23 protein-coding genes and 2 pseudogenes are annotated in these 23866 nt (G+C 70.8%); 8 read left to right on the top strand and 17 right to left on the bottom strand.

All coding sequences use genetic code 11. The features are described 5' to 3' along the window. Positions 1 to 269: pseudogene (locus tag Q1K57_RS07680) on the bottom strand (glutamine amidotransferase); the annotation flags it as partial. A 93-nt stretch (positions 270 to 362) separates the two neighbouring features. Between Q1K57_RS07680 and Q1K57_RS07675 the strand changes: the two are divergent. Continuing rightward, a complete protein-coding gene (locus Q1K57_RS07675) occupies positions 363 to 1511 on the top strand; it encodes a heparan-alpha-glucosaminide N-acetyltransferase domain-containing protein (protein ID WP_300080583.1) in 1149 nt (382 codons plus the stop codon). A gap of 52 nt (positions 1512 to 1563) precedes the next feature. On the opposite strand, the gene Q1K57_RS07670 is transcribed toward Q1K57_RS07675, so the two are convergent. From Q1K57_RS07670 to Q1K57_RS07630, 9 genes are all read right to left on the bottom strand, one after another. After that, positions 1564 to 2748, bottom strand: coding sequence for a YbdK family carboxylate-amine ligase (locus Q1K57_RS07670; protein WP_300080581.1), 1185 nt, complete (start codon positions 2746 to 2748; stop codon positions 1564 to 1566). 56 nt (positions 2749 to 2804) lie between these two features. After that, positions 2805 to 3734 (bottom strand): cysteine synthase A, encoded by a 930-nt coding sequence (cysK, locus tag Q1K57_RS07665; protein WP_300080579.1) that lies wholly within the window; start codon positions 3732 to 3734, stop codon positions 2805 to 2807. A 49-nt stretch (positions 3735 to 3783) separates the two neighbouring features. Continuing rightward, on the bottom strand, positions 3784 to 4221 hold the full coding sequence (locus Q1K57_RS07660; protein WP_300080577.1) for a hypothetical protein: 438 nt from the start codon (positions 4219 to 4221) through the stop codon (positions 3784 to 3786). Between the two features lie 193 nt (positions 4222 to 4414). After that, positions 4415 to 4834, bottom strand: a complete 420-nt coding sequence (locus Q1K57_RS07655) for a hypothetical protein (RefSeq protein ID WP_300080575.1) — start codon at positions 4832 to 4834, stop codon at positions 4415 to 4417. Then, the gene (locus tag Q1K57_RS07650; protein ID WP_300080573.1) at positions 4831 to 5409 is read right to left on the bottom strand and encodes a hypothetical protein; all 579 of its coding nucleotides are present in this window, start codon (positions 5407 to 5409) and stop codon (positions 4831 to 4833) included. Before Q1K57_RS07650 ends, Q1K57_RS07655 begins: the two co-directional genes overlap by 4 nt. 68 nt (positions 5410 to 5477) lie before the next feature. Further along, positions 5478 to 6212, bottom strand: coding sequence for an SDR family NAD(P)-dependent oxidoreductase (locus Q1K57_RS07645; protein ID WP_300080571.1), 735 nt, complete (start codon positions 6210 to 6212; stop codon positions 5478 to 5480). Positions 6213 to 6308: 96 nt separating this feature from the next. Beyond that, the gene (locus tag Q1K57_RS07640; RefSeq protein WP_300080569.1) at positions 6309 to 6968 is read right to left on the bottom strand and encodes an FtsX-like permease family protein; all 660 of its coding nucleotides are present in this window, start codon (positions 6966 to 6968) and stop codon (positions 6309 to 6311) included. Between the two features lie 137 nt (positions 6969 to 7105). Beyond that, positions 7106 to 7237 (bottom strand): hypothetical protein, encoded by a 132-nt coding sequence (locus tag Q1K57_RS07635; protein WP_300080567.1) that lies wholly within the window; start codon positions 7235 to 7237, stop codon positions 7106 to 7108. After that, positions 7234 to 7587 (bottom strand): hypothetical protein, encoded by a 354-nt coding sequence (locus Q1K57_RS07630; protein WP_300080565.1) that lies wholly within the window; start codon positions 7585 to 7587, stop codon positions 7234 to 7236. The genes Q1K57_RS07635 and Q1K57_RS07630 overlap by 4 nt, the downstream gene beginning before the upstream one ends. A gap of 753 nt (positions 7588 to 8340) precedes the next feature. Between Q1K57_RS07630 and guaA the strand changes: the two genes are divergently transcribed. Beyond that, complete coding sequence (gene guaA, locus Q1K57_RS07625; protein WP_300080563.1) at positions 8341 to 9897, top strand: glutamine-hydrolyzing GMP synthase; 1557 nt, start codon at positions 8341 to 8343, stop codon at positions 9895 to 9897. After that, positions 9894 to 10766 (top strand): oxygenase MpaB family protein, encoded by an 873-nt coding sequence (locus tag Q1K57_RS07620; RefSeq protein ID WP_300080561.1) that lies wholly within the window; start codon positions 9894 to 9896, stop codon positions 10764 to 10766. Before guaA ends, Q1K57_RS07620 begins: the two co-directional genes overlap by 4 nt. A gap of 70 nt (positions 10767 to 10836) precedes the next feature. Here the strand turns inward: Q1K57_RS07620 and Q1K57_RS07615 are convergent, their stop codons facing one another. From Q1K57_RS07615 to Q1K57_RS07605, 3 genes are read right to left on the bottom strand one after another with little or no spacing between them, the layout of a single operon-like run. After that, on the bottom strand, positions 10837 to 11082 hold the full coding sequence (locus Q1K57_RS07615; RefSeq protein ID WP_300080560.1) for a PspC domain-containing protein: 246 nt from the start codon (positions 11080 to 11082) through the stop codon (positions 10837 to 10839). 34 nt (positions 11083 to 11116) lie between these two features. Beyond that, positions 11117 to 11296 carry a hypothetical protein gene (locus Q1K57_RS07610; RefSeq protein WP_300080558.1) on the bottom strand — a complete coding sequence of 60 codons (180 nt, stop codon included), beginning with the start codon at positions 11294 to 11296 and terminating at the stop codon, positions 11117 to 11119. Next, a complete protein-coding gene (locus tag Q1K57_RS07605; RefSeq protein ID WP_300080556.1) occupies positions 11293 to 12507 on the bottom strand; it encodes a PspC domain-containing protein in 1215 nt (404 codons plus the stop codon). The genes Q1K57_RS07610 and Q1K57_RS07605 overlap by 4 nt, the downstream gene beginning before the upstream one ends. A 93-nt stretch (positions 12508 to 12600) precedes the next feature. On the opposite strand from Q1K57_RS07605, the gene Q1K57_RS07600 reads away from it, so the two are divergent. Together Q1K57_RS07600 and Q1K57_RS07595 are read left to right on the top strand one after the other, a co-directional pair. Beyond that, on the top strand, positions 12601 to 13860 hold the full coding sequence (locus Q1K57_RS07600) for an ATP-binding protein (protein WP_300080554.1): 1260 nt from the start codon (positions 12601 to 12603) through the stop codon (positions 13858 to 13860). Next, the gene (locus Q1K57_RS07595) at positions 13857 to 14576 is read left to right on the top strand and encodes a response regulator transcription factor (protein ID WP_300080552.1); all 720 of its coding nucleotides are present in this window, start codon (positions 13857 to 13859) and stop codon (positions 14574 to 14576) included. Before Q1K57_RS07600 ends, Q1K57_RS07595 begins: the two co-directional genes overlap by 4 nt. Positions 14577 to 14648: 72 nt before the next feature. Here the strand turns inward: Q1K57_RS07595 and Q1K57_RS07590 are convergent, their stop codons facing one another. Continuing rightward, positions 14649 to 14912 (bottom strand): GlsB/YeaQ/YmgE family stress response membrane protein, encoded by a 264-nt coding sequence (locus Q1K57_RS07590; protein ID WP_300080551.1) that lies wholly within the window; start codon positions 14910 to 14912, stop codon positions 14649 to 14651. Between the two features lie 88 nt (positions 14913 to 15000). After that, positions 15001 to 16233: a phospholipase D-like domain-containing protein gene (locus Q1K57_RS07585; protein WP_300080549.1), complete on the bottom strand. Its 1233-nt coding sequence runs from the start codon at positions 16231 to 16233 to the stop codon at positions 15001 to 15003. 67 nt (positions 16234 to 16300) lie between these two features. Between Q1K57_RS07585 and Q1K57_RS07580 the strand changes: the two genes are divergently transcribed. Beyond that, the gene (locus tag Q1K57_RS07580) at positions 16301 to 18769 is read left to right on the top strand and encodes a UvrD-helicase domain-containing protein (RefSeq protein WP_300080547.1); all 2469 of its coding nucleotides are present in this window, start codon (positions 16301 to 16303) and stop codon (positions 18767 to 18769) included. A gap of 70 nt (positions 18770 to 18839) precedes the next feature. Here Q1K57_RS07580 and Q1K57_RS07575 read toward each other — a convergent pair whose 3' ends face one another. Then, positions 18840 to 19730 carry a M23 family metallopeptidase gene (locus Q1K57_RS07575; protein ID WP_300080545.1) on the bottom strand — a complete coding sequence of 297 codons (891 nt, stop codon included), beginning with the start codon at positions 19728 to 19730 and terminating at the stop codon, positions 18840 to 18842. 236 nt (positions 19731 to 19966) lie between these two features. On the opposite strand from Q1K57_RS07575, the pseudogene sucC reads away from it, so the two are divergent. Together sucC and sucD are read left to right on the top strand one after the other, a co-directional pair. Continuing rightward, positions 19967 to 21133 (top strand): annotated as a pseudogene (gene sucC / locus Q1K57_RS07570) (ADP-forming succinate--CoA ligase subunit beta); the annotation flags it as partial. Positions 21134 to 21203: 70 nt separating this feature from the next. After that, entirely contained in the window at positions 21204 to 22085 is an 882-nt protein-coding gene (gene sucD / locus Q1K57_RS07565; RefSeq protein WP_300080543.1) for a succinate--CoA ligase subunit alpha, read from the top strand. 155 nt (positions 22086 to 22240) lie between these two features. Here sucD and Q1K57_RS07560 read toward each other — a convergent pair whose 3' ends face one another. After that, a complete protein-coding gene (locus Q1K57_RS07560) occupies positions 22241 to 23800 on the bottom strand; it encodes a hypothetical protein (protein ID WP_300080541.1) in 1560 nt (519 codons plus the stop codon). Positions 23801 to 23866: the final 66 nt, after the last annotated feature.

Here is a 23866-nt window from a genome sequence, read left to right as displayed (position 1 = left end):
TGGGCGAGCGCCTCGTCGACGATGTGGCCGAGATCGGCCTCGACGCGTTGTTGGAGCGCAGACTTCTCCTCGTCCGACGCGTTGAACTGGCCGCCGCCGATGATGATGCCCGCGTAGTCGTCCGCGTGGATCACCGGCAGGGGTGCCTGTTCGACGCGCAACTGCACGATCTGGCCCGGTTCGAGTCCCGTGAATTCGCACAGCGAGTCGAACTCGGCGAGCGCCGCCTCGTCGTGGTCGCGGATCGACAGGTGCAGGAAAGGCTTCATGCGGCTCCTAGGGTCGGGCACCGGCGGCGCGTCCTGTGACCCGCTTCCGGGCGTCGCGACGTCCCGGCCGGACAGCTAACCTATCCTGTCCGGGTGCCTGCTCTGGACGCAACACGAACCGTCAGCCGACCGCTCCGGGAGAAGACACCACCCCTCGTCGGGCGGGTCGGCTCCCTTGATGTTGCCCGGGGCTCGTTCATGATCGTGTCGACCGGCTTCGCGGGCGTGGTGCTGGATCGTCCGGAGTGGCTCAATCACGCCCGCTGGCTCGGTCTGACCGTCTACGACTTCATCTTCCCGCTGTTCGTCACCCTGTCGGGCATTGGACTCGCCTTCGCCTATCGCCGGTCGGTCAGCGTTGCGGTCACCGCCCGCCGGGTGGTGGTGCTTCTGGTGGTCGGACTGGTCTACAACGCGCTGATGGCGGGTGTCTTCGACCCGGCGACCCTCCGCTACACGGGAACCCTCCAGGCGTACGCGGTGCTGGTGCTGGTCTCGGCGCTCCTCCATGTTCGCTTCAAGACGTCGGGAGCGTGGGCTGTCATCACGCTGCTGCTCGGGCTGGTGTACACCGTGGTGCTGTTGGGATACGCCCGCAGCTGCCCCGGCGCCGCCTTGACCCCGGAGTGCAATCCGTCGTTGGCCCTGGATTCCTGGCTGTTCGGGCCGCACATGTACTCGGGTGGGACCCGGGGCCACGATCCGGAGGGCGTGGTGGCTCTGCTCGGCGTCCTCACGACCGCGTCGGCCGGGACGACGGCCGGCCATCTGGCCTTGGACGCCCGCGAGCACGGCTGGTCCTGGGGCTTGGGCCGGCTGCTCGCCTGGACGCTCGCGCTCGCGGTGGTCGGAGCCGCCCTGACCCAGGTGCTGGAGCCGTTCAAGCGGCTGTGGACCCCGCCCTTCGCGCTGATGGCGGCCTCGCTGGCGGTTCTGCTCTTCGCCATCGCCTACATCGTGATCGACCGCCCGGTGCGCAACGCCGCAGTGGGCCGGATCCGCTCGGCGCTGGTCTGGCCGCTGCAGGGGGTGGGCCGCCAGTCACTCCTCGTGTACTTCGGCTCGCGCCTGACCGCCGCCCTGCTCCAGCGTCACGGCGGAGAGGTTCCCTACGCGCAGCAGTGGGCGGAGCGCCTGGCCTTCCTCGGCGGCCCCCAGGTGGGTTTCGCCCTCGTGTTCACGAGCGCGTGGGTGGCCCTGGCGATGCTCCTCCACGCAGCCAAGATCTACGTTCACGCCTGACCGGCACGCGGTGTTCGGCCGCGGTGAAAGCGGCCGCCGCCAGCCGCGGTGATCACCGAGAAGCGTCGAGCGCTCCCGCCGGGTCGCCGGTGCGGAGCGCGGCCGGGAAGTGGGTGCGCAACGACGCCGCGGTCTCGGCGACGAGCGCACGCGTGAGGGTGGCGAGGTCGGCCCCGGACGCCGCCCGTGCCCGCTGCCGCTCGGCGCTCGTCCCGGAGGCCAGCAGACGGGTGGTGACGGCGAGGGCGTCCGTGCAGCCGAGTTCGGCGGCAACGGGGGCGAGGTCGCCGAGCCACCGCCCGATCTCGTCCCGCAGCGCCACCGGCGCGCCGGGCCCGGCCGGGATCACGGCGGCGTCGAGGCCGTAGCGGGCTGCGCGCCACTTGTTCTCGCGGACGAACCAGGGTGCGAGCGGCTCGGTCCGGGCGCCCGCGTCGAGCTGGCGGTAGAACCACTCGGTGAGGCACTGCGCCCAGGCGCCCACGCAGGCCAGCTCGTCGAGGGTCGGGGTCGCGTCGGCGACCCGCACCTCGACCGTGCCGAACCGGGGAGCCGGGCGCACGTCCCAGCGGATCTCGGTGGCCCGCCGCACCATGCCGGCGCGCTGCAGGTCGGCGGCGTACCGCTCGAAGGCGGGCCAGTCGTGGACGGCCGGCGGCAGCCCGTTGGTCGGGAGTTGCTGGAAGAGCATCGTGCGCTGCGAAGCGAAACCGGTGTCTTCTCCGGCGAAGAACGGGCTGGACGCGCTCAGCGCCAGCAGGATCGGCGCCCGCTCGGCCAGGAAATGGGTGAGGGGCAGCGCCCAGTCGCGATCCGGGACCCCGACGTGCACGTGGACCCCGCAGATGAGCATCTGGCGGCCCCACCAGGCGTTCCGCTCGGCGACGACGTCGTACTGCTCGCTCCGTTTCACGGGTGCATCGGACGCCGTCGCGAACGGGTGAGTGCCAGCGGCGAGGACGGCGAGACCGCGCGCGTGCGCGGCCTCGCTCAGCCGGCGCAGGTGTCCGGCCAGCTCCCCGACGGCGTCTTCAACCGTGGCGTGCACGCCGGAGACGAGCTCGACCATGGTCGTCAGGTACTCCCCGACGATCGGGCCGTCGGGGACCGCACCGACGGCGTCCAACAAATCGGACGCCCGCGGCGCGAGCCCGCCGGTGGCGGCGTCGGTGACGAAGAGCTCCCACTCGAGGCCGAGCGTGCCGCGACCCGACGGGGTGAACGACAGCGGGGCCACCGGTTGCGCGCCCGGGGTGGGGGCGGAACCGGTGGCCCCGGCTGCGGTGTTCAGGGTCAGTCCATCAGGTCGGAGTAGAGCACCGAGCTGAGGTAGCGCTCGCCGAAGCTCGGGATGATGACGACGATGGTCTTGCCGGCGTTCTCCTCGCGCGCGGCGAGGCGCCCGGCTGCGGTGAGCGCGGCGCCGGAGCTGATGCCGACGAGCAGGCCCTCCTCCTTGGCTGCGCGGCGGGCCATGGCCACGGCGTCCTCGGAGTTGACGGGGACGACCTCGTCGATGATGTCGCGGTCGAGGATGGCGGGCACGAAGTTCGCGCCGATGCCCTGGATCTTGTGCGGCGCCGGGCTGTTGCCGGCGATCACCTGGGACTCCTCGGGCTCGACGGCGACCATCTGGACGCCCGCCTTGCGCTCCTTGAGCACCTGGCCGACGCCGGAGATCGTGCCGCCCGTGCCGACGCCGGCGACGACGAGATCGACGGTGCCGTCGGTGTCGTTCCAGATTTCCTCGGCGGTCGTCTTGCGGTGGATGTCGACGTTGGCCTGGTTCTCGAACTGGCGGGCCAGGATCCCGCCGCGCTCGGCGGCGATCTCGTTGGCCTTGTTGACCGCACCGCGCATCCCTTCGGACGCCGGCGTGAGCACGAGTTCGGCGCCGAACGCGCGCAGGAGGGCGCGGCGCTCCTTGGACATGGACTCCGGCATGGTCAGGACGACCTGGTAGCCGCGCGCCGCGCCGACCATGGCGAGCGCGATGCCGGTGTTGCCCGACGTCCCCTCCACGATCGTGCCGCCGGGCTTGAGCTCGCCGGAGGCCTCCGCGGCGTCCACGATGGCGACGCCGATGCGGTCCTTGACGGAGTTGGCGGGGTTGTAGAACTCCAGCTTGGCGAGCACCGTCGCCTTGGAGTCTCCGAAGAGCTTGTTGATCTTGACGAGTGGGGTGCGGCCGATGAGGTCGGTGACGTTTTCGAAGACGTTCATGGGGCCTCAACTTACTGGGGCGGGCCGGGTATTCCCATTGACTTGTCAATCAGTCTTGCATCATGGCGTCGATCCCGCCCTCGCCCCCATCCCGGACGGGGACCGCCAACCACGTCCCGACGGCGAGAGCGACGGCGACGCAAGCGAGGAGCAGCACCGCGTGATTGGCTCCCGTGAGGGCGCCGAACACGACGAAGGCGCACAGCACCACGAAGAGCAGCGTGCCCGCGACCCTCTGCCCGCGGCTCCACAGCGTGCCGACCCACAACAGTACGATGGCCGCCACCGCGAACGGGGCGACACCCAGCGCCCACAGGACACCGAACTCGGCCAGCCGGGCCGGCAGGGACGCCGAAGCTGTCCCGCTGGTCATCAGGACGACGCCGAGGTGGGCCAGCACCGCGATCGCTACCAGGGCGACGACGATGCGGCGCACCCATGGGCTGGCCAGGCCGCTCGGGGGGTTGGGAGGGGTCGGGCTGGTCATGCCCCCATGCTGGCACGGCAGGTTGTGGACGGGCCGGCGTCCAACACCCCCGTGTGACGGTTGGGGACACCCCCGTGTGACGGTTGGGGCTCACGAAGTGGGCGCTGTAGCGCCCCAACCGTGAGCCCCAACCGTCGCACGGGTTGGAGGGAGGGGCGAGCGGTGAGAGAGGAGTGATGGTTGCCGACGTTCGTCAGGCCAACAGCGCGACCGCGCCCAGGCCGACCGCGACAGCGACGATGAAGGAGGCGAGCGTGCCCACGATGAACCGCTCGGACGCCCCTCCCGCCTGTTGGAGTTCGGGGTAGCGGCCGAGGCCCTTCACCGCGACGACAAGGGCGATCAGTTCAGGGCGTCCGGCGATGATCGCGCCGGTGATGGCGAGGCGTTCGAGGATGCCCACCCAGAGGCCCCCGCGCAGCAGCGGCCGCGAGGGCGCCGTCTTGGGCGCCAGGATGGGCACCATCCGCCCGGAGGCGTCGCGCTCCAGCGTGGGCAGGATCACGTCGGGCACCTTCGCCAGGCGCAGGACGCCGACGCTCAGCCCCCAGCCCGCGAACACCGACGTCAGCAGGGCACCCACGACGATCGCCGCCTGCAGCCACGGGTTCACGCGTCGGCCTCCTCGAGCAGTCGGACGAGCACAGGGTAACCCGCCCGCTCCACCGCGATCGCGGACGCCGCCAGGGTCTGGGACACGTTCTGCGGGCTCACGCCCAGCGCCTCCGCGGCGGCGCGCTGGGTGGGGGCGGCGTCCACCGCGTCGACGACGGCCCACTGCGCGTCGGTCCGCCGCAGCACGAGTGTCCCGATCAGCCCGATGAGCGCCTCCGCCTGGGCTGCTGCCACCGGTGCGGACGCCGACGTGACACACACGTGGACCGGGCCGGCCCCCTTGGCGCGCTCGACGGCCGCCCGGGCGTCCAGCAACGCCGGCCCGCGCGCCGCCCGCACGGAGGCGGGCAGGGGACGCTCGAGCGGCCCGATCCCCAGCCCGGCCTGCCAGTGTCCGTCCCGCAGCACGATGAGCAGCGCCTCGACGGTGGTGGCGGCGTCGGCGGGGAGACCCTGCACCTCGTCGCCGACCGTCCGCTCGAACGGCAGCACGGTGCGGACGCCGCTCAGGGCGGCCAGCAGCTCCGGTACCAGATCGCGACCGCTCCGCGAGCGGTGCTGATCGATCGTCAACGCAAACACATATCAACTTTTGTGGATTGATTTGATCAAGTCAATCCCATCTGGTTGCTCGATTCGAGTCAGCCAGCAGACCTTGCCCCGTCGATCACCCACAGTTGGCCCGACACGTGCGACGCCTCGTCGCTCGCCAGGAACGCCGCCACGTTCGCCATCTCCGCGGGCTCGCCGAGCCGGCCCTGGGGAACCTGGGCGGCGAGGGTGTCGATGAGGGCGGCATCCAGCTTGTCGAGCCACGGCGTCCGGGTGATGCCGGGTCCGATCGCGTTCACGCGGATGTTCTTCTGCGCGTACTCGAGCGCGGCCGTCTTCGTCATCATCACGATGGCGCCCTTGGAGGTGATGTACGCCACGGCCGTCGGTGTGGCGAGCAGGCCGCCGATGGAGGCGGTGTTGACGATCGAGCCGCCGCCACGCTCCAGCATGAGCCGTAGCCCGAGCTGCATCACGCGGAACGACTGGCGCACGTTGATGCGCAACACGCGGTCGAAGTCTTCCATCGGGTACTCGTGGCACAGCGCCGCAGCGCCGTTCACGCCCACGTTGTTGGCGAGCACATCGATCCCGCCGTACTCCGCACGCAGGTGCTCCTCGAGGGCGTCGATGGCTGCGTCGTCTCCGACGTCGAGGTGGTAGGGGATGCCGCCGATGGTGGCCGCCACGTCGTCCTGACGACCGCTCACGTCGGCCACGATGACGCGCGCCCCCTCGGCAGCGAACTTGGTGGCGATCGCCTCACCGATGCCCTGGCCGGCGCCGGTGACGAGGGCGATCTTGTCCTGGAGTCGTCCACTCATGGAACCTGTCCTTCCTCGTCCTTGGGGATGGATCCATTGTCCTCCTCGGGGCAACCTCAGGCGGCTGAGTCGGAATCACGCGGCGGAGGCTGCCCACTAAAGCGTCCGCAGCTCCCGGGCCGGGTCGCGGGTGGCGGCAAAGAACGCCGGAGGCACCGCCGCCGTCACCGACGTCATCAAGGCGAGGACCGCCACACCCACCCCGAAATCCGCGGGGACCGCCACGCCGAGCTGCCCACCGATCACCAGCCCTGTCGCCGTGCCGACGAGCACGCCCGCGGTCGCCGCGAACCCCGCCCAGAAGACGACCAGTGCCACGATGGTCGCCCGGGTGGCGCCCAGGGCGCGGCGGCGGCCGAGGTCCGTGCGGCGGACCAGGACGTCCGCCAAGGTGACCACGGCGACGAGAAGCGCTCCGAGACCCAGCACCGACCACAACAGGGTCCGGGCGAACGCACCCAGGTCCGACGAGACCCCGCTACGGAGTTCGGCGAGGCTCAGGGGCGCTGTGACGTTGAGGTCGGATGCCTGCGGTGCATCGATGAGCGGGACGACGGCGGCCATCGCCGTGGCAACGGCGTCCGGGGTGGTGACGACGATGCGGAGGTTGGATGCCACCAGGTCGGGGGAGCCGGCGATGACGACCCCGGCAGAGAGATCGCCGAACGGGTCGCGTGCGCGGTACTGCCCGACGACCGGCCACTCGGTCAGCCCCTTCGTCGTGACACGGCTCACGGCCCCGAAGGGGGCGTCCATGCCGAGGGCTTGTTGGCACGTCGGCGTCGCGCGGGATCATCGAGGTCTGTTCGGCGCTCAGCAGCAGCCAGAACTCGAGCTCGCCCGCCGGAGCGAGCCCCGCGTCCCCTCGTCGCCGCTGAGCGACTTTCCGATGTTCATCGAATCACCGAGTCCGCGGGGGTGGCCGGCAGGGTGACCCGCCCGGCCCAGAAGGCAAGGGCGAGGAGCACCGCCGCCACCAGCAGTCCGGTGGTGGCGGTCAGGGCGCGCCGGAGTGGTCCGGTCACGTCGGCAGGATCACGTCAGGTGGCACGTTCAGCGGGCACACGAGGCACGGGAGTTGCTTCTCCCGGATCCACTGGTAGATCCGTTGGATGATCTCGTGGGAGTACGGCCGGTAGAACTCGGGCGGCGGCGGGTACTGGGCCGAGCACGTGTAAGCGACCAACATCGCCGCGTCCATCTGCTCGTTGCGGTAGCTGATGCCGACGCCACCCTCCCAGCCGCGACAACCGCTGGGCTTGAAGCCCAACTGCTCGATGCAGTCCACCACGAGGGGGCACTGGTCCTCGGGCCTCACCACCTGCGTGGCGGCTACGGGCGGCGGGTCGGTGATGCCCCAGGAATCAGCCTCCATGCGCTGCCACTCTGGAGGGGTGGAGGACGCTGCTGAGGTGGGAGAGGCTGCCGAGGTAGCGGAAACGACCGGCGAGGGGGGCCGCTCTCGATCGGGCTGGGCGCTGTGGGGGCCGAGCAGCCGGCCAGCGTGATCGCCAGGCCGAGCAGTGCCACGGATGAACGGAGCACTGCCCGGGCCCGGCCGGTTGTCGTGACGGTCACTGGACCGACGGGAGGCAGGAGCTGGACGCCCCACTCAGCGTGTTCGGGCTGGAGGCCGTCCACGTCTCTGCCCGGTACTGGGCGGAGCTGGAGTACACGGTGGTGTAGCCACTCGTGTAGGTTCGCGATCCGCCAGAGGCGACGTGCGTGTGGGTGTGCCTCACCGCGGACTCGGAGGTGGAGCGGACGGTGGCCGCCTATCCGGAACTGCAGGTTCGGGAACCGTCGCGCGTGTCGGTGTGAGCAGGAATCGCGGTGAGAACCAAGGCGCCGCTGGTGGTGAGCGTCGGTGCAGCGTAGAGGGTTGGACGATGCATCTCTCTCTAGCCGGCGTTCAAGGCATGTCCCTGACACGCGGTTGGTCGCACAATAGACCCGCGCTCGCGATTCAAGCCATGGGACTTTCGTACTATCGCGAGCGGCACTTTCGGCCCAGGTAGCCCCGCCCACCACGCTTGCTCCGCGGTGCGTGAACGCCGCCTGGATCCCCCGACGACCCTCGGGAGCAGGCAGCCCTCGCCGTGCCCGTGGCGGGACCTAGAATCCCCCCATGGCCTCCCAGACCCATCGCCCCGTCATCGTCATCGACTTCGGCGCGCAATACGCCCAGCTCATCGCGCGCCGGGTGCGCGAGGCGAAGGTGTTCAGCGAGATCATGCCGCACACGGCGTCGGTCGAGGCGATCATGGACAAGGACCCGGCGGCCATCATCCTCTCCGGCGGCCCCAAGTCGGTCTACGAACCGGGCGCCCCGCAGGTCGACCCGGCGCTGTTCGCCCAGGGCGTGCCCGCGTTCGGCATCTGCTACGGCTTCCAGGCGATGGCCGCGGCCCTCGGCGGCGAGGTCGCCCGCACGGGACTGTCCGAGTTCGGCCGGACGCCGACGCTGCTCGATGCCCGCGGCGTCCTGCTCGACAACCTGCCCGACGGCTTCTCCACGTGGATGAGCCACGGCGACTCCGTCCAGACCGCCCCCGAGGGCTTCACCCAACTCGCCCACACCGCGGGCGCCCCGGTCGCCGCCTTCGAGGACGCCGAGCGCCGCCTCGCCGGCGTCCAGTGGCACCCGGAGGTGATGCACTCCGAGCACGGCCAGCAGGTGCTCGCCCAGTTCCTCTACGACATCGCGGGCCTCGCGCCCGACTGGACGCCCGCGAGCATCGTCGACGAGCAGGTGGCCCTCATCCGCGAGCAGGTGGGCGAGGCCCAGGTGCTCTGCGCGCTGTCGGGGGGCGTGGACTCGGCGGTCGCCGCCGCGCTCGTCCACAAGGCCATCGGCGACCAGCTCACCTGCGCGTTCGTCGACCACGGGCTGCTGCGCAAGGGGGAACGCGAGCAGGTCCGTGAGGACTTCGTCCGTATCACCGGCATCAACCTCGTCGTCGCCGAGGCCGAAGAGCAGTTCCTGACCGCACTGGCCGGCGTCAGCGAGCCCGAGACGAAGCGCAAGATCATCGGCCGCGAGTTCATCCGCGTCTTCGAGAACACGGTGCGCCAGATCGACGCCGCCAACGACATCGAGTTCCTCGTCCAGGGCACGCTGTACCCCGACGTCGTCGAATCCGGCGGCGGCGAGGGTGCGGCCAACATCAAGTCCCACCACAACGTCGGCGGGCTGCCCGACGACCTCCAGTTCACCCTCATCGAGCCCCTGCGCACCCTGTTCAAGGACGAGGTGCGCGCGGTCGGCACCGAGCTCGGCCTGCCCGACGAGATGGTGTGGCGCCAGCCGTTCCCCGGGCCCGGGCTCGGCATCCGCATCATCGGCGAGGTCACCCGTGAACGTCTCGACATCCTCCGGGACGCCGACGCCATCGCCCGCGAAGAGCTCACCAAGGCCGGCCTCGACCGGGAGGTCTGGCAGTTCCCGGTCGTGCTGCTCGCCGATGTCCGCAGCGTCGGCGTCCAGGGTGACGGCCGCACCTACGGGCATCCGGTCGTGCTGCGCCCCGTGACCAGCGAGGACGCCATGACCGCCGACTGGGCCCGCCTGCCGTACGAGCTGATGGAGAAGATCAGCACGCGCATCACGAACGAGGTCCGCGAGATCAACCGGGTCGTCGTCGACGTCACCTCCAAGCCGCCGGGAACGATCGAGTGGGAGTGAGCGGCGTGCTCCGGCCCGTCCAGCGCAAGCTGGGCGAGACCCTGCGCGACCGCGTCGCGGGCTCGGACGCCGGCGAACGCGGCCCGCAGATCTGGGGCAAGCCGGGGGAGCGCTGGTTCGCGCCGGGCGACCCCATCTGGCGCGTGCACGAGGACGCGGCCATGTTCCCCGGTGGGGTCGCGGCCCTGCTGCTGCAGTCGCTGCACCCGCTCGCGATGGCGGGGGTGGCCGGGCACTCGGGCTACAAGGGCGACCCGTGGGGCCGGCTCCAGCGCACGAGCAACTACATCGCCATGACCACCTACGCCACCATCCCCGACGCGACGGCGGTCATCGCGCACGTGCGCGCCGTGCACGAGCGCGTCCGCGGCAAGGACGACCGCGGGCGCCCCTACCGCGCCAGCGACCCGCATCTGCTCGCCTGGATCCACGCCGCCGAGATCTCGAGTTTCCTCGCGGCCTACAAGGCGTTCGGCCCGGCGCCCCTGTCGGAGACCGACGCCGACATCTACGTCGCCCAGACGGCCGTGCCCGCCCGCCTGCTCGGAGTGCTCGACCCGCCGACCTCAGTGGTGGCGTTGGACGCCGTGCTGGCCGCCTACCGGCCCGAGTTGGAGCTGACGCCGGCGGCGTCCGAAACCGTCGACTTTCTTCTCCGGACGCCGCCGCTGCCCGGCCTCGCGAAGCCCGGCTACTGGATGCTGGCCGCAGGCGGTGTCGCCCTCCTGCCCCCGTGGGCACGCGATCTGCTCGGTGCAAGCCTGCCGCTGTGGCTGGGGCGTGGGCTCGGCAGGGTGGGCACGGCGACGGTCCGCTGGGGATTGGCGGGCGTCCAATCGGGACGGCGCTCAGCCCCGCCCACCGCCTGACCCCCGGCGATGCGCGCCGTAGACACGCCAACGGCCCCCGCCCGGAAGCGGGGGCCGTTGGGGCACCGGATCAGCCGGCGGAGGGCCCGTTGGATCCGAACTGACGCTTGACCGTATCGAAGCCGGTCTCGCCGCCGTCCTCGTAGGGGAGGACCAGCCAGAGGATCAGGTAGATGACCCAGCCGAACTGAAGAAAGATTGCGGCGAGGACGAACAGGATGCGGACGAGGTTCGCGTCGATGCCGAACTGCTTCGCGAGCCCGCCGCACACGCCGGCGAGGAACTTGTCGGAGCGGCTTCGAGTGAGAGTGGCCATGGTGGGTTTCCTTTCGAGTGGGTCTTGCGGGGTTTCAGGGTTTGGTGCGCGACGCGAAGAGACCGAGCAGGCCGCAGGCGACGAGCAGGAAGGGGGTACCGGTCGCGACCAGCGCCCAGTTGACGGTGCCGAACGCGGCCCACAGGCCGAGCGCGGCGGTGGTCAGACCGATGAGGCCGACGATGAGAGCGGTCACGTCCGCTGCGGGTTTCACGAACGGATCACCACCTCTCCGACGTTCACGTCCAGCACAATCGTCAGCGTGGGCGCCGAGGGGTCGAGGACGCGCCTCCACTCGTCGGTCGAGTCGAGACCGTCGACCTCCCGCTCCGGTGTGGTGATGGTGCCCACGTCGACGCTCGAGCGCACGACGACGTTTCCGGTGGTGGGCACGGCCAACGTGAGCGTCCCCGCGCTGAGCGTGTAGGAAGCCTGCCGGTCCTCGGTGACGGCGTAGGCGCTCAGGTCGACCGTCCGGTCGCCGACACCCAGATTCGTGTGGTCCGTGACAGTGGTCACCGGGGTCTGGTCGGCGTCCACGTCGAACGCGAACGTCGCCGGAATGCCCAGGGTGCGCGGCACGAGGAGGGCCGCGGTGGTGGCTACCGCGAGGATCGTGAGCGGCACGAGCCCGCGGGGCCGCCCGTGGATGGCCCGACCAGGGCGGGCCACCAGAACGAGGGCGGTGCCCAAGACAGCGAGCGTCGCCGCGACCCAACCGAGCAACGGCACGGGCGTCCCGAACAGAGCGACGAGGGCGAGGGTGCCCCACGCGAAGCCCAGGCCGGTGAGGACGCCGAACCAGGTGCGGCGTCCACGCCGGCGGGCCGCCGGCGGTCGCGCAGCGGCAGCGGCCGGGGCCGGGCCGTACGGGGCAGCCGGCCCGTACAGGCCGACCGGGTCGGCCTGGGCGAAGAACGTTTGCGGGTCCCATTCGGCGGGACGGCCGGCGTCCACGTTGTCGAGGCGCTGCTGCCAGGTGCCGGCCAGTCGATCGAACTCGCTGCGCGGCTCGGGCACGGCCGGCGGTGCCACCGGGGTGGCCGGACGCCCACGGCGTCCGCCACCGAAGCGCAGGACGAGCCACACGACGCCCGCGATGAACAGAGCAGCCGGGCCCGCGCCCGTGGCGAGAATGCCGACGACGATGGTTGTGATGACAGCTGCGTAGAGGGCCGCGCGCGACCAGTCGCGGGTGAAGGGGAGCAGACGGCGGATGGGTTCGACGTGCTCGCCGCGGGGTGGGATCAGGGCCCAGGCGATGAGGTAGGCCGCAAGGGCGACACCGTTCGTGACGATCGCCGCGACCACCATGCCGGCGCGGACCAGGAACGGTTCGACGTGCCACTCCCGTGCCAACGCGGCGCAGACGCCGGCCAGTTGGGCCTCGGCGGGATCGCGTCGCAGTGCAGGGAGGTCTGACACGTCCTCCAGTCTGGTGGCGGGGACCCTCCTGCCCATCAGGGTTACCCCGAAGCCTGTCCCTGAACCGTCCGGCCCGGGCCTTAGGCTGGAGCCATGACCCAGGCCGAACTCGCCGCACCGGGCGAGCCGAGGCGGCTCGCGCGCCGGGTCGACCGTGCGTGGCTCGGCGGCGTGTGCGCCGGACTGGCCGAGCATCTCGGGCTCGCCCCCGTGCTCGTGCGCGCACTGTTCGTGACGGTCGCCGCCTGGAAGCTGGTCGGGGTCGGCCTCTACCTTCTCTTCTGGCTCGCCCTGCCCCCGATCGAGGAGGCGCACGACGCCCCTGGCCTGGACGCCCACTCGCGCCGTGGCATGCGCACGGTGGACTCCCTTGCGGTGCCGCGAGGCGTCGACCTCGGCCAAGGCATCGCGCTCGCCCTGCTCGCGGCCGGTCTACTGTGGCTCGTGCAGCAGATCGGCTGGGGGTTGCCCGCCTGGTGGCTGATCGCGGGGCTGGCGGCGGCTTCGGGGCTGGGGCTCATCTGGTACCAGGCCGACCGGATCGTCCCCACGCGCGGCGAGAGCGATGGGTGGGGCCGCTGGGTGGCGCCCGTCGCAGCCCACTGGTCGTCGGTGATGGCCCTCGCCTCCGGGCTGGTTCTCCTCGGTCTGTCCGTCGCGGCGGCCGCCTTCGCGATGCCGCAGCTCGGCACCGTGGGGGCACTCACGGCGATCGTGGGCTGCGTGGTGGTGCTGCTCGGCCTGGTCGCCGCGCCCTGGGCATTGCGCGTGCGGCGCGCCCTCGGGCGGGCGCGTGAGGCCAAGCTGCTGTCGGACGCCCGCGCCGACATGGCCGCCCACCTGCACGACTCGGTCCTGCAGACGCTGGCGCTCATCCAACGGCAAGCCTCCGACCCGAGGGCCGTGGTCCGGCTCGCCCGCCGCCAGGAGCGGCAGCTGAGGCAGTGGCTCTACGGCGCCCCCGCCGACGCCGAGACGCTCGGGGACGCCCTCCGCGAGGCTGCGCAGGCGGTCGAGGACGACTTCCCCGTCTCCGTGGAGTGTGTGCTCGTCGGCGACGCCCCGCTCACCCCTGGCTTGGCCGAGCTCGTCAAGGCTGCCCGCGAGGCCATGGTCAATGCCGCCAAGCACTCTGGCGCGCCGGACGTGGACGTCTACGCTGAGGTCGCAGACGATACGGTCGAGGTGTTCATCCGCGACCGTGGGCGCGGCTTCGACCCGGACGCCGTCGCCGACGACCGGATGGGCGTCCGTGGCAGCATCCTCGAGCGGATGACCCGCCACCACGGGGTGGCGCGCATCCGTTCGGACGCCGAACGAGGCACTGAGGTGAGTTTGGAGATGAGGCGATGAGCAAGGACCAGCAGGCTGCAGCGAGCGAGCCGGCGGTGACCGGTGACGGCGCACCCGAGGCCTCCGGAGGCCGGACGAGCCAGCGACGTGTCGTGATCGTGGACGACCACGCGATGTTCCGCAGCGGCGTCAAGCACGACATCGGGCCGTTCGTGACGATCGTGGGCGAGGGGGAGGATGTGCCCACAGCGGTCGCCGCGGTGCTGCGCACGCAACCCGAGGTCGTCCTGCTCGACGTGCACCTGCCCGGGGGCGGCGGCGTCGAGGTGATCAAACAGGTGCACGAGAAGTCGCCCGACGTGAAGTTCCTCGCCGTGAGCGTCTCGGACGCCGCCGAGGACGTCATCGGCGTCATCCGCGCCGGGGCCAGGGGATACGTCACGAAGTCGATTTCGGCGTCCGAACTGGTGGAGGCCATCGGCCGGGTGGCCGACGGGGACGCCGTGTTCAGCCCGCGCCTGGCCGGCTTCGTGCTGGACGCCTTCTCCGGCGCGATCGACGTGGCCTCCATCGACGAGGATCTCGACCGGCTGAGCCAGCGCGAGCGCGAGGTGCTGCGCCTCATCGCGCGCGGGTACGCGTACAAGGAGGTGGCGAAGGAGTTGTTCATCTCGATCAAGACGGTGGAGACGCACGTGAGCAGCGTGTTGCGCAAGCTCCAGCTCTCCAACCGCCACCAGCTGACCCGCTGGGCGACCGACCGCAAGCTCGTCTGAGGCTGCACGGACAGAACCGGCGCGACCCCTGCGGGTCGCGCCGGTTCGGCGTTGCAGTCTGTCGGTCGTGCCTCAGGCGCGATGGTTCTTGGTGACGAAGCCCCAGATCGCGAGCACGAGCAGCGAGCCGAGGATGGCGACGATCCAGGTCTGGAAGCTCCAGAACGTGTCCAGGCCGATGCCGAAGATGGCGCTCCCGATGAACCCACCGAGCAGCGCGCCCACGACACCCAGGAGCAGAGTGGCCAACCAGCCGCCACCCTGGGTGCCCGGCATGATTGCCTTGGCGATGGCCCCAGCGAGGAGGCCCAGAACAATCCAACCAATGATTCCCATGGGCGCCAACCTAGTTGGCATTTCGGCGTTCACGCTAGTGACACGCGGACTGTTCAGGGTTCAATCAGGACTCGCCCGGTATTTCGGGTCACACGAGCGGCCGCAGGGGCGCCAGAATCGTTTCACTCACCTTGGCCGCGAGGGGACGCCGTCGCCAGTCCTCCAGCGTCAACTCGCGGCAGTTGGCCGCGTCCATGAGGAAAATGCGCTCCATCTCGATCGCGAGATCGGCATCGTAGATCTCGACGTTGACCTCGTAGTTCCCGAGCAGGCTGAGGCCGTCAAGATTCGCCGTCCCCACCGTCGACCACGCACCGTCGATGGTGGCCGTCTTCGCGTGGACCATCGTGTCCTGGTAGAGGTACAGCCGCACGCCGCGGCGCAAGAGCGTTTGGTAGAAGCCGCGCGAGAGCCAGTCGGCGACGATGTGGTTCGACTCGGCGGGCACGATGATGCGCACGTCGACGCCCCGGTCGGCGGCGTCGGTGAGCGCGTAGGTGAGGTCGTCGTCGGGGATCAGATAGGCGTGCGTGAGCCAGATGTGATCGGTGGCGCGGTCGATGGCCTCGAGGTACATGTAGCGGATCGGGTAGACGCCGAGACTCGGCACGTTCCGGATCACGCGGACATCGGCATGCCAGGGGCGCCCGATGGGCTGCGCGAGTTGCGGATGCCGCCGCGAGCGGGACTGGTTCCAATAGTCGACGAAGGCGTTCTCCAGGTCGGACGCCGCGGCTCCCGTCAGGCGGAGGTGGGTGTCGCGCCAGTGCGTCGCATAGAGGGAACCGATGTTGTAGCCGCCCACGAACGCGGTCTCGGAGTCGACGACGAGGATCTTGCGATGGTTCAGGCCGGGGCCGCGCAGGACGACGCCGCGCAGCCCCGTCCAGGGCTGGTGGGGCAGGACATGAATGCGCGGGTCGAAGCGGAAGAACGAGCGGGGGACGACCAGGTTCGCGAACGTGTCGTACACCACGTAGACGTCGACCCCGCGGGCCGCCGCCCGCGTGAGGGCGTGCTTGAAGCGGCGCCCGACTCGGTCGCCCTTCCAGATGTAGGTCTCGAAGTGGATGGTGCGGGTCGCGCCGTCGATGGCGGCGATCATCGCGTCGTAGAGGTCGCTGCCCTTCGTGTAGATGGTGGCGTGGCCGGCGGCGTCCAGATCGGCGTCGGTCGGAGGAGCGCTGGGGAAGTCGACGTGCCGCCGGTGCCGCTTGCGCCGCCGGTCGACCACGGCGAGGCCGGCGATCGTCGCGACCTGGGCGGCGGCACCCAAACCGAGCGCCACGCGGGCGACCTGCTTGACCCGGCCGATGAGCATGGCGGTCACTGTACCCGCGCGGGCTTCCGCCGAGGTTGTCGGTGGCGGCCACTAGGCTGGCACGGTCATGACAGAGCACGCACCCGACTTCTTCACCTTCGCTCCCACGGGGGCCCCGCCGGCCGCCGATCGGCTGGGCGCCGCGCGCGGGGGATCCGCCGGGGAGAGCCGGCCGCGCCGGCGGCGTCCGACCGCTGAGGAACTGCTCGAGGGTCTGAACCCGCCCCAACGCGAGGCGGTGCTGCACGAGGGGTCCCCGGTGCTGGTGGTCGCGGGGGCGGGCTCGGGCAAGACGCGGGTGCTGACGCGGCGGATCGCGTGGCTGATCGGGCAGCGCGGCGTCCACCCCGGGTCGATCCTGGCGATCACGTTCACGAACAAGGCGGCGGCCGAGATGCGGCACCGCGTCGAGGAACTGGTGGGGAATCGGGCGCGGCTCATATGGGTGTCGACGTTCCACTCGGCGTGCGTGCGCATCCTGCGCGCGGACATCGACCGGTTCGGGCTGGCAAAGAACTTCTCCATCTACGACGACACCGACTCCAAGCGCCTGATGACGCTGGTCACGAAGGAGTTGGGGCTCGACCCGAAGCGGTACCCGGTGCGGGTCGTCATGAACGCCGTGTCGAACTGGAAGAACGAGTTGGTCGACCACGAGGCGGCGCGCTCGGCGGCCAAGACGGGGGCCGAGGAGGTGTACGCCGAGGCTTACGCCGACTACCAGCGCCGGCTGAATGCCGCCAACGCGCTCGACTTCGACGACCTCATCATGACCACCGTCCACCTCCTACAGGCTTTCCCGGAGGTGCGCGAGACCTACCGGCGCCGGTTCCGGCACGTGCTGGTCGATGAGTACCAAGACACCAATCATGCGCAGTACGCGCTCGTGCGGGAGTTGTGCGGTGCGGTCGGCGGGGACGCCGAGGGTGCCATCGAGGCGCCCGAACTGCTCGTGGTGGGCGATTCGGACCAGTCGATCTACGCGTTCCGGGGGGCGACGATCCGGAACATCCTCGACTTCGAGGCCGACTTCCCGGGGGCGCGCACGATCCTGCTGGAGCAGAACTACCGCTCGACCCAGACGATCTTGACAGCGGCGAATGCCGTGATCACCCGCAACCCGAACCGCCCGGCGAAGAACCTGTGGTCCGAGGCGGGCGACGGCGAGCGCATCACCGGCTACGTGGCCGACACCGAGCACGAGGAGGCGCAGTTCGTCGCGACGGAGGTCGACCGGCTGACGGACGCCGGCGTCCGGCCCGCTGACGTGGCGGTGTTCTACCGCACCAACGCCCAGTCGCGTGCCTTCGAGGAGGTGTTCATCCGCGTCGGGATGCCGTACAAGGTGGTGGGCGGCGTCCGGTTCTACGAGCGGCGCGAGATCCGCGACGCCGTCGCCTACCTGCGGGCGATCGCGAACATCGACGACGACGTGAGCGTCCGGCGCATCCTCAACGTGCCCAAACGCGGCATCGGCGACCGGGCCGAGGCGATGGTGGACGCCTTCGCCGCCGGTGAGCGGTTGTCGTTCGGGCGGGCGCTGGAGCGCCTCGACGAGGTCGCCGGGCTCGCCCCGCGCTCGGCCAAGCAGTTGCGCGGGTTCGCCGACATGATGGCCAAGCACCGGGCGATGGTGGCCGAAGGCATCAGCGCCGACCGCATCCTGGCGAGCATCCTCGGGGATTCGGGGTACCTGGCCGAACTCGAGGCGTCCACCGACCCGCAGGACGCCACGCGCCTGGAGAACCTCATCGAGCTGGTGTCGGTCGCGGGCGAGTTCGTCGCCGCGGCGCACACCATCGACGTGACGCCCGGGTCGTCGGGGCTGCTGGACGGCACCTCGGCCCCCGAGGGCGCCGACGAGGCCGATGGGGCCGAGCTCGCCGCCGGTGCGCCCGAGCCCGACGACTCGTTGCCCGCCTTCCTGGAGCGGATCGCCCTGGTCGCCGATTCCGACCAGATCCCGGACGCCGACGACGCCGGCGGCGTCGTGACGCTCATGACCCTGCACACGGCGAAGGGGCTGGAGTTCCCCGTCGTGTTCCTGACCGGGTTCGAGGACGGGATCTTCCCGCACCTGCGGGCGATGACCGATCCGCAGGAGTTGGAGGAGGAGCGCCGGCTGGCCTACGTGGGGATCACGCGGGCCCGCGAACGGCTCTACCTGTCGCGGGCGGCCGTGCGCGTCCAGTGGGGACAGCCGCAGTACAACCCGCCGAGCCGGTTCATCGAGGAGATCCCCGACCGGCTGCTCGATTGGCGCCGGCTCGGGACGGCGGCGACCACGTGGGCGTCCAGTGCCGCCCGGCGCACCGAGCAGTCGTGGCGCTCCACGGTCGGCTACGGAGCCGGGACGCCGAAGGCGAAGGGTCCCGCCGCGGTCGCGGTGGGGGACCGGGTGCTGCACACGACGTTCGGGCTGGGCACCGTCACCGAGACCGCCGGTGCGGGCGACACGCTGAAAGCCGTGGTGGACTTCGGCTCTGCGGGGGTGAAGAAGCTCTCGGTCAAGCACGCCCCGATGGAGAAGCTCTGAACGGCACCGAGCCGGTCACGCGCACGCGCGTGACCGGCTCGGGATGCAGAACCGTCGGGGTTCTGTGAGGTCAGTTGCCGCCCTCGGCGAGGTACGGCGCCGGGTCGGAGTTGACGCCGTTCACGTAGACCGAGAAGTGCAGGTGCGAGGCGGTGGAGAGGCCCGTGTTGCCGACGTAGCCGATGAGCTCGCCGCGCTTGACGGTCTGGCCGACCGAGACCACGAAGCTGTCCATGTGCAGGTAGCCGGTTTCGAGGGCTTCGCCGTTGACGTCACCGTGGTCGATGCGGACGTTGTTGCCCGAGCCGCCGTTGTAGCCGGTGGCGGCCTTCGTCACCACACCGTCGGCGGCCGCGTAGATCGGGGCGCCCACCGCGCCGCCGATGTCGGCGCCACCATGGAGACGGGTGTAATGCAGGATCGGGTGCATCCGCATGCCCCACGGCGAGCTGATGCCGCCCTCGGTGGGCCAGAAGAAGGTCGCCTGGGTCGCGAGGCGGACAGCCTCGGCGTCGATCTGTGCGCCCGTCTGCGCCAGAGCCGCCGAACGCAGGTCAGCGACAGCGGAGGTCTGGACGTCGGTGACGGCGGCATCCGTCTCGTCGAGGTTCGCGGCCCGGTCGGAGGCGGCATCGGCGACGGTGGCCTCGGCGGCGGCATCGCGCTCGGCGTTGCGATCGGTCGAGGTCTCGCGGATGGTGAAGGCGTCCGTGGTGCCGAGGCGCGGTGCGGGGGTGGTCTGGGCGGCGGCACCCGGGGCGTTGGACGCCTGCGCGCTCAGCGCAATGCCGGGGGCGACCAGTGCCAGCATGCCGACCGTGCCCGCCGTTCCGAGCGCGATGCCGATGCGGACGAAGCGTCCGGCGGCGGTGCGGCGCGGTGCGGTGTCGGTGTCGAGGAGCGCATCGCTGGCATCGATCACGCGGCGGGGGTTCTGCGAGCCGAGGAAGCGAGCAGGCACGATGGCACCTTTCGAGGTCTGTGGGTTGCGGCCGATCTGGCCGCGGGTTCGTCGCCAACGGCAACTGGTACAACCTTAGCGATTCTTGAAGGTTTCTCAGAATTGAGCGGGTGGTTGTTGCCACGACTTGCCAACTCCTCTCAGGGTCGGCCGGTTTCGTGTCCGCAACCACCTACCAGTAGGGTTTCCGCAGAGCACCGCGCCGACGCGGCGCATGCGTACCGAGGACGGAGAGCATGGATCTTTTCGAGTACCAGGCGCGCGACCTGTTCGAACAGCACGGGGTACCGGTCCTGCGTGGCATCGTGGCCACCACACCGGAGGAGGCCCGCGCGGCCGCCGAGGAGCTGGGCACGGACGTGGTCGTGGTCAAGGCCCAGGTGAAGGTGGGGGGCCGGGGGAAGGCGGGCGGCGTCAAACTGGCCCGCAGCCCCGAGGAGGCCGAGGAGCGTGCCCGGGCCATCCTGGGCATGGACATCAAGGGCCACACGGTCAACGCGGTGATGATCGCCGAAGGCGCCGACATCGCCGACGAGTACTACTTCTCCCTGCTGCTCGATCGGGCTCACCGCACCTACCTCGCCATGTTCAGCGTGGAGGGCGGCGTCGACATCGAGACCCTGGCCGAGGAGCGGCCCGAGGCGCTGGTGCGGCGTCCGGTCGACCCGCGCGTGGGCCTGGACGAGGCGACCGCCCGGGCCATCGCCGAGGAGGCGGACTTCCCGGAACAGCTGCGGGACGAGTTGGTGCGCGTCCTGGTGCTGCTGGGCGACGTGTACCGCGAGGCGGATGCGACGCTCGTCGAGGTCAACCCGCTCGTGCGCACCGGCGACGACCGGATCGTCGCGCTCGACGGGAAGGTAACCCTCGACGACAACGCCACCTTCCGGCACCCCGAACGGGCAGGGCTGGTCGACGAGGCCGCGATGGACCCGCTCGAACTGCGCGCCCGCGAGAAGCACCTCAACTATGTGAAGCTCGACGGCGAGGTCGGCATCATCGGCAACGGGGCCGGCCTCGTCATGAGCACGCTCGACGTCGTCGCCTACGCCGGCGAGGACCTGCCGGGCTCCCCGTCGCCGGCGAACTTCCTCGACATCGGCGGGGGCGCTTCCGCGCAGGTGATGGCGGAAGGGCTCGACATCATCTTGTCCGACCCGAAGGTCGAAGTGGTGTTCGTGAACGTGTTCGGCGGCATCACCGCCTGTTCCGAGGTGGCCAAGGGCATCCGGGGGGCGCTGGAGCAGATCGGCGACAAGGCCACCAAGCCGATCGTCGTCCGCCTAGACGGCAACGCGGTCGACATCGGGCGCGAGATCCTCGCCGAGTACGACCACCCGCTCGTCACGGTGGTGGCGACGATGGACGAGGCGGCCCGCACGGCCGCGGAACGGGCGAGCGAGGCGTTGGTCGCATCAGGGTCGAGCGGCGCGGGCGCCAGGGGCTCGACCGACGGCGAGGGGGAGAACTGACATGGCCATCTGGTTGAACCAGCAGAGCAAGGTGATGGTGCAGGGCATGACCGGCACCGAGGGGCGCAAGCACACCGCACGCATGGTTGCGTTCGGGACGCGCGTCGTCGCCGGCGTGACACCCGGCAAGGGCGGCCAATCGGTCTCGTTCGAGGAGGATCCGATTCCGGTGTTCGACTCGGTCGCCGAGGCGAAGGAGGCCACCGGCGCCAACGTGTCGGTCGTGTTCGTGCCCCCGAAGTTCGCCAAGGCTGCGGTGTTGGACGCCGTCGCCGCCCGCCTCGACCTCGTGGTCGTGATCACCGAGGGCATCCCGGTGGCCGACACGGCTGAGTTCCGCGCCGCGGCCGAGGAGGCCGGCGTCCGGATCATCGGCCCGAACTGCCCCGGCATCATCTCTCCCGGCAAGAGCAACGTGGGCATCATTCCGCCGAACATCGCCGGGCAGGGCCGCATCGGCCTGGTGTCGAAGTCGGGCACGCTGACCTACCAGATGATGTTCGAACTGGGCGACATCGGGTTCACCACGTGCGTCGGCATCGGTGGGGATCCGATCATCGGAACGACGCACATCGACTGCCTCGAGGCGTTCCAGAACGACCCCGACACCGACGTGATCGTGATGATCGGCGAGATCGGGGGCGACGCCGAGGAGCGTGCGGCGGAGTACATCCGCAACCACGTGACGAAGCCGGTGGTCGGTTACGTGGCCGGCTTCACGGCCCCCGAGGGCAAGACGATGGGGCACGCAGGCGCGATCGTTTCCGGCTCGTCCGGCACGGCGGCGGCGAAGGCCGAAGCCCTCGCCGGCGTGGGCGTGTTCGTCGGCAAAACGCCGAGCGAGACGGCCCAGTTGGCTCGCGAGGCCATCGAGAGCCTCTGATTCACACCGGCGCCGCGCACCCCGATCCGGTGCGCGGCGCCGCTGTGTGCGGCGTGGGTGACGCGGTGCGGGGTGCCGGCGCACGCCGTGCGCGCGGTCTCGCCGTGGGCAGTGTCGCGCGCAGGAATGGCGGAAGTCAGGCGAGACCCGAAGGGTCAGGCCAGCTCCGCAGCCCGGGCGGCGGACCGCTGGGAGAGGGCGATCCACTCCTCGTCGGTGAAGTCGGCGGTGTCCGACGGGTTGGCCATCAGGTAGACCACCGTCGTCCCGACCGCTTGGATACTCACCCGGAAGCGGGCCGTCGTGGCCGTCTGGTCGGTCTGTTGCGACACATTCCACGCCGCGCCCGCCGCGCCCAGGTCGCCGACCCGCGAGACCGTCGCCGTCGGCGTCCGGCCGGGACAGTTGTCCATGTTGCCGACGAGGGTGTCCTTCGTGGCCGAGGCCTCCTCGGGGGTCGCGTAGGTGTAAATCGCCTCGTCGACGCCGAACGCCCGGGGCACTGAGGAGTCGTCGCCCAACAGGTAGGTCCGCTGGGCCGCCTTCGTCGCCCCAGACATGTTCACCAGGTCGACCGCCTCGCACCGGGAGCCGGCGAGTCGCATCTCGCTCATGTCCGTGCCACGCCACGTGCCCGCGCCCTGCGTGATGCGCGGTAGGTCCACGGCGGCCAGCCAACCCGGCGGTTCGACCGGCAACGGCGCACCGGCCTCAGCCGCCACCGTGCCGGGGCACGTACCTTCGTCGGTGCACTGCCGCTGCGCAGCCGTGGCCAGCACGGCGGCCAGGGGAGCGACCTCGGTGGCCTGTTCGGGGCTCGTCTGGTCCAGGATGTTGACGCGCGTGCCCGTTCGGCTCAGCAGCAGCGAGTGGAACTCGTTCGCGGTGTCCTGCAGGACGATCCGCGTCGCTGCCGATTCGTCGCCGAGTCCCGTCACGGTGAACGTGTCGACGAGCAGCGCCGTGTTGCGGCTGCAGGCGGCCAGTTCGGCCACGCGGCCCTCGTAGGCGGCCGTGGCGTCCTCGACCGTGGCGTAGGCGTCCACCTGGTGCAGGAGCCCGCCCGCCTGGCCGGCCGACGGCGCGAACGTCCGCACGAGCGTCGAGGAAGGCGCCGGCGTCGTGTCCAGGCTGCTCACGAAGCACTTTGCCAGCGGCGTCCCCTGCGTTACGGCCGTGTCGGTGCTGGCCGACACCCACGTCACGCCGTCGGTGAGGCCGGTCAGGTCCGCGTCCTGCAGGAGGTAGGTGGACACGGGATCGACCGTCGGCGTGGGCGTCGCCGCCGGTCCGCCGCCGCCCAGGACGGTCGCGGCGATGATTCCGCCGACCACGACCACCGCTCCGACCGCGGCCCACGGCCACACGCGCCGCGTGCCCTCGGCGTCGGCCGTGGTCGGTCCGTCCGCCGCCTCACCGGTCGGGGACGCCGCCGCCGACGCCGGCGTCTCCGGCCGTGACGGCGTCAGGGCCGAGCGGCGGGGGAGCGGGCGCTCCTGGTCGTCGGGCAGTTCGACCGCGGAGAAGCGTCGGCCGGCCGACGCCGGAACCGACATGCTGCCGGGCAGGACCGCGGGGGGCGGTATGGGCGTGCCGACAGCGGCACCGGAACCCTCGGAGGCGGGTTCCCAGGTGCGGGGCTGGTCCTCGGCGACCGGTTCGTCCTCCTGAGGGGGTATTGCCCGGCGGGGGCGGTGCTCACCCTGGTCGGTCATCGCTCTCCCGTCTCGTGGTTGAACGCGATGACTTTAGCAAGGCAAGGCGTGTCCGGCGGGGAGCCA

It is taken from the genome of Propioniciclava sp., from assembly GCF_029977985.1.
GTDB lineage: Bacteria > Actinomycetota > Actinomycetes > Propionibacteriales > Propionibacteriaceae > Propioniciclava.
Note: the sequence above shows the minus strand (reverse complement) of the source record. Positions and strands in the feature narration are given on the sequence as shown.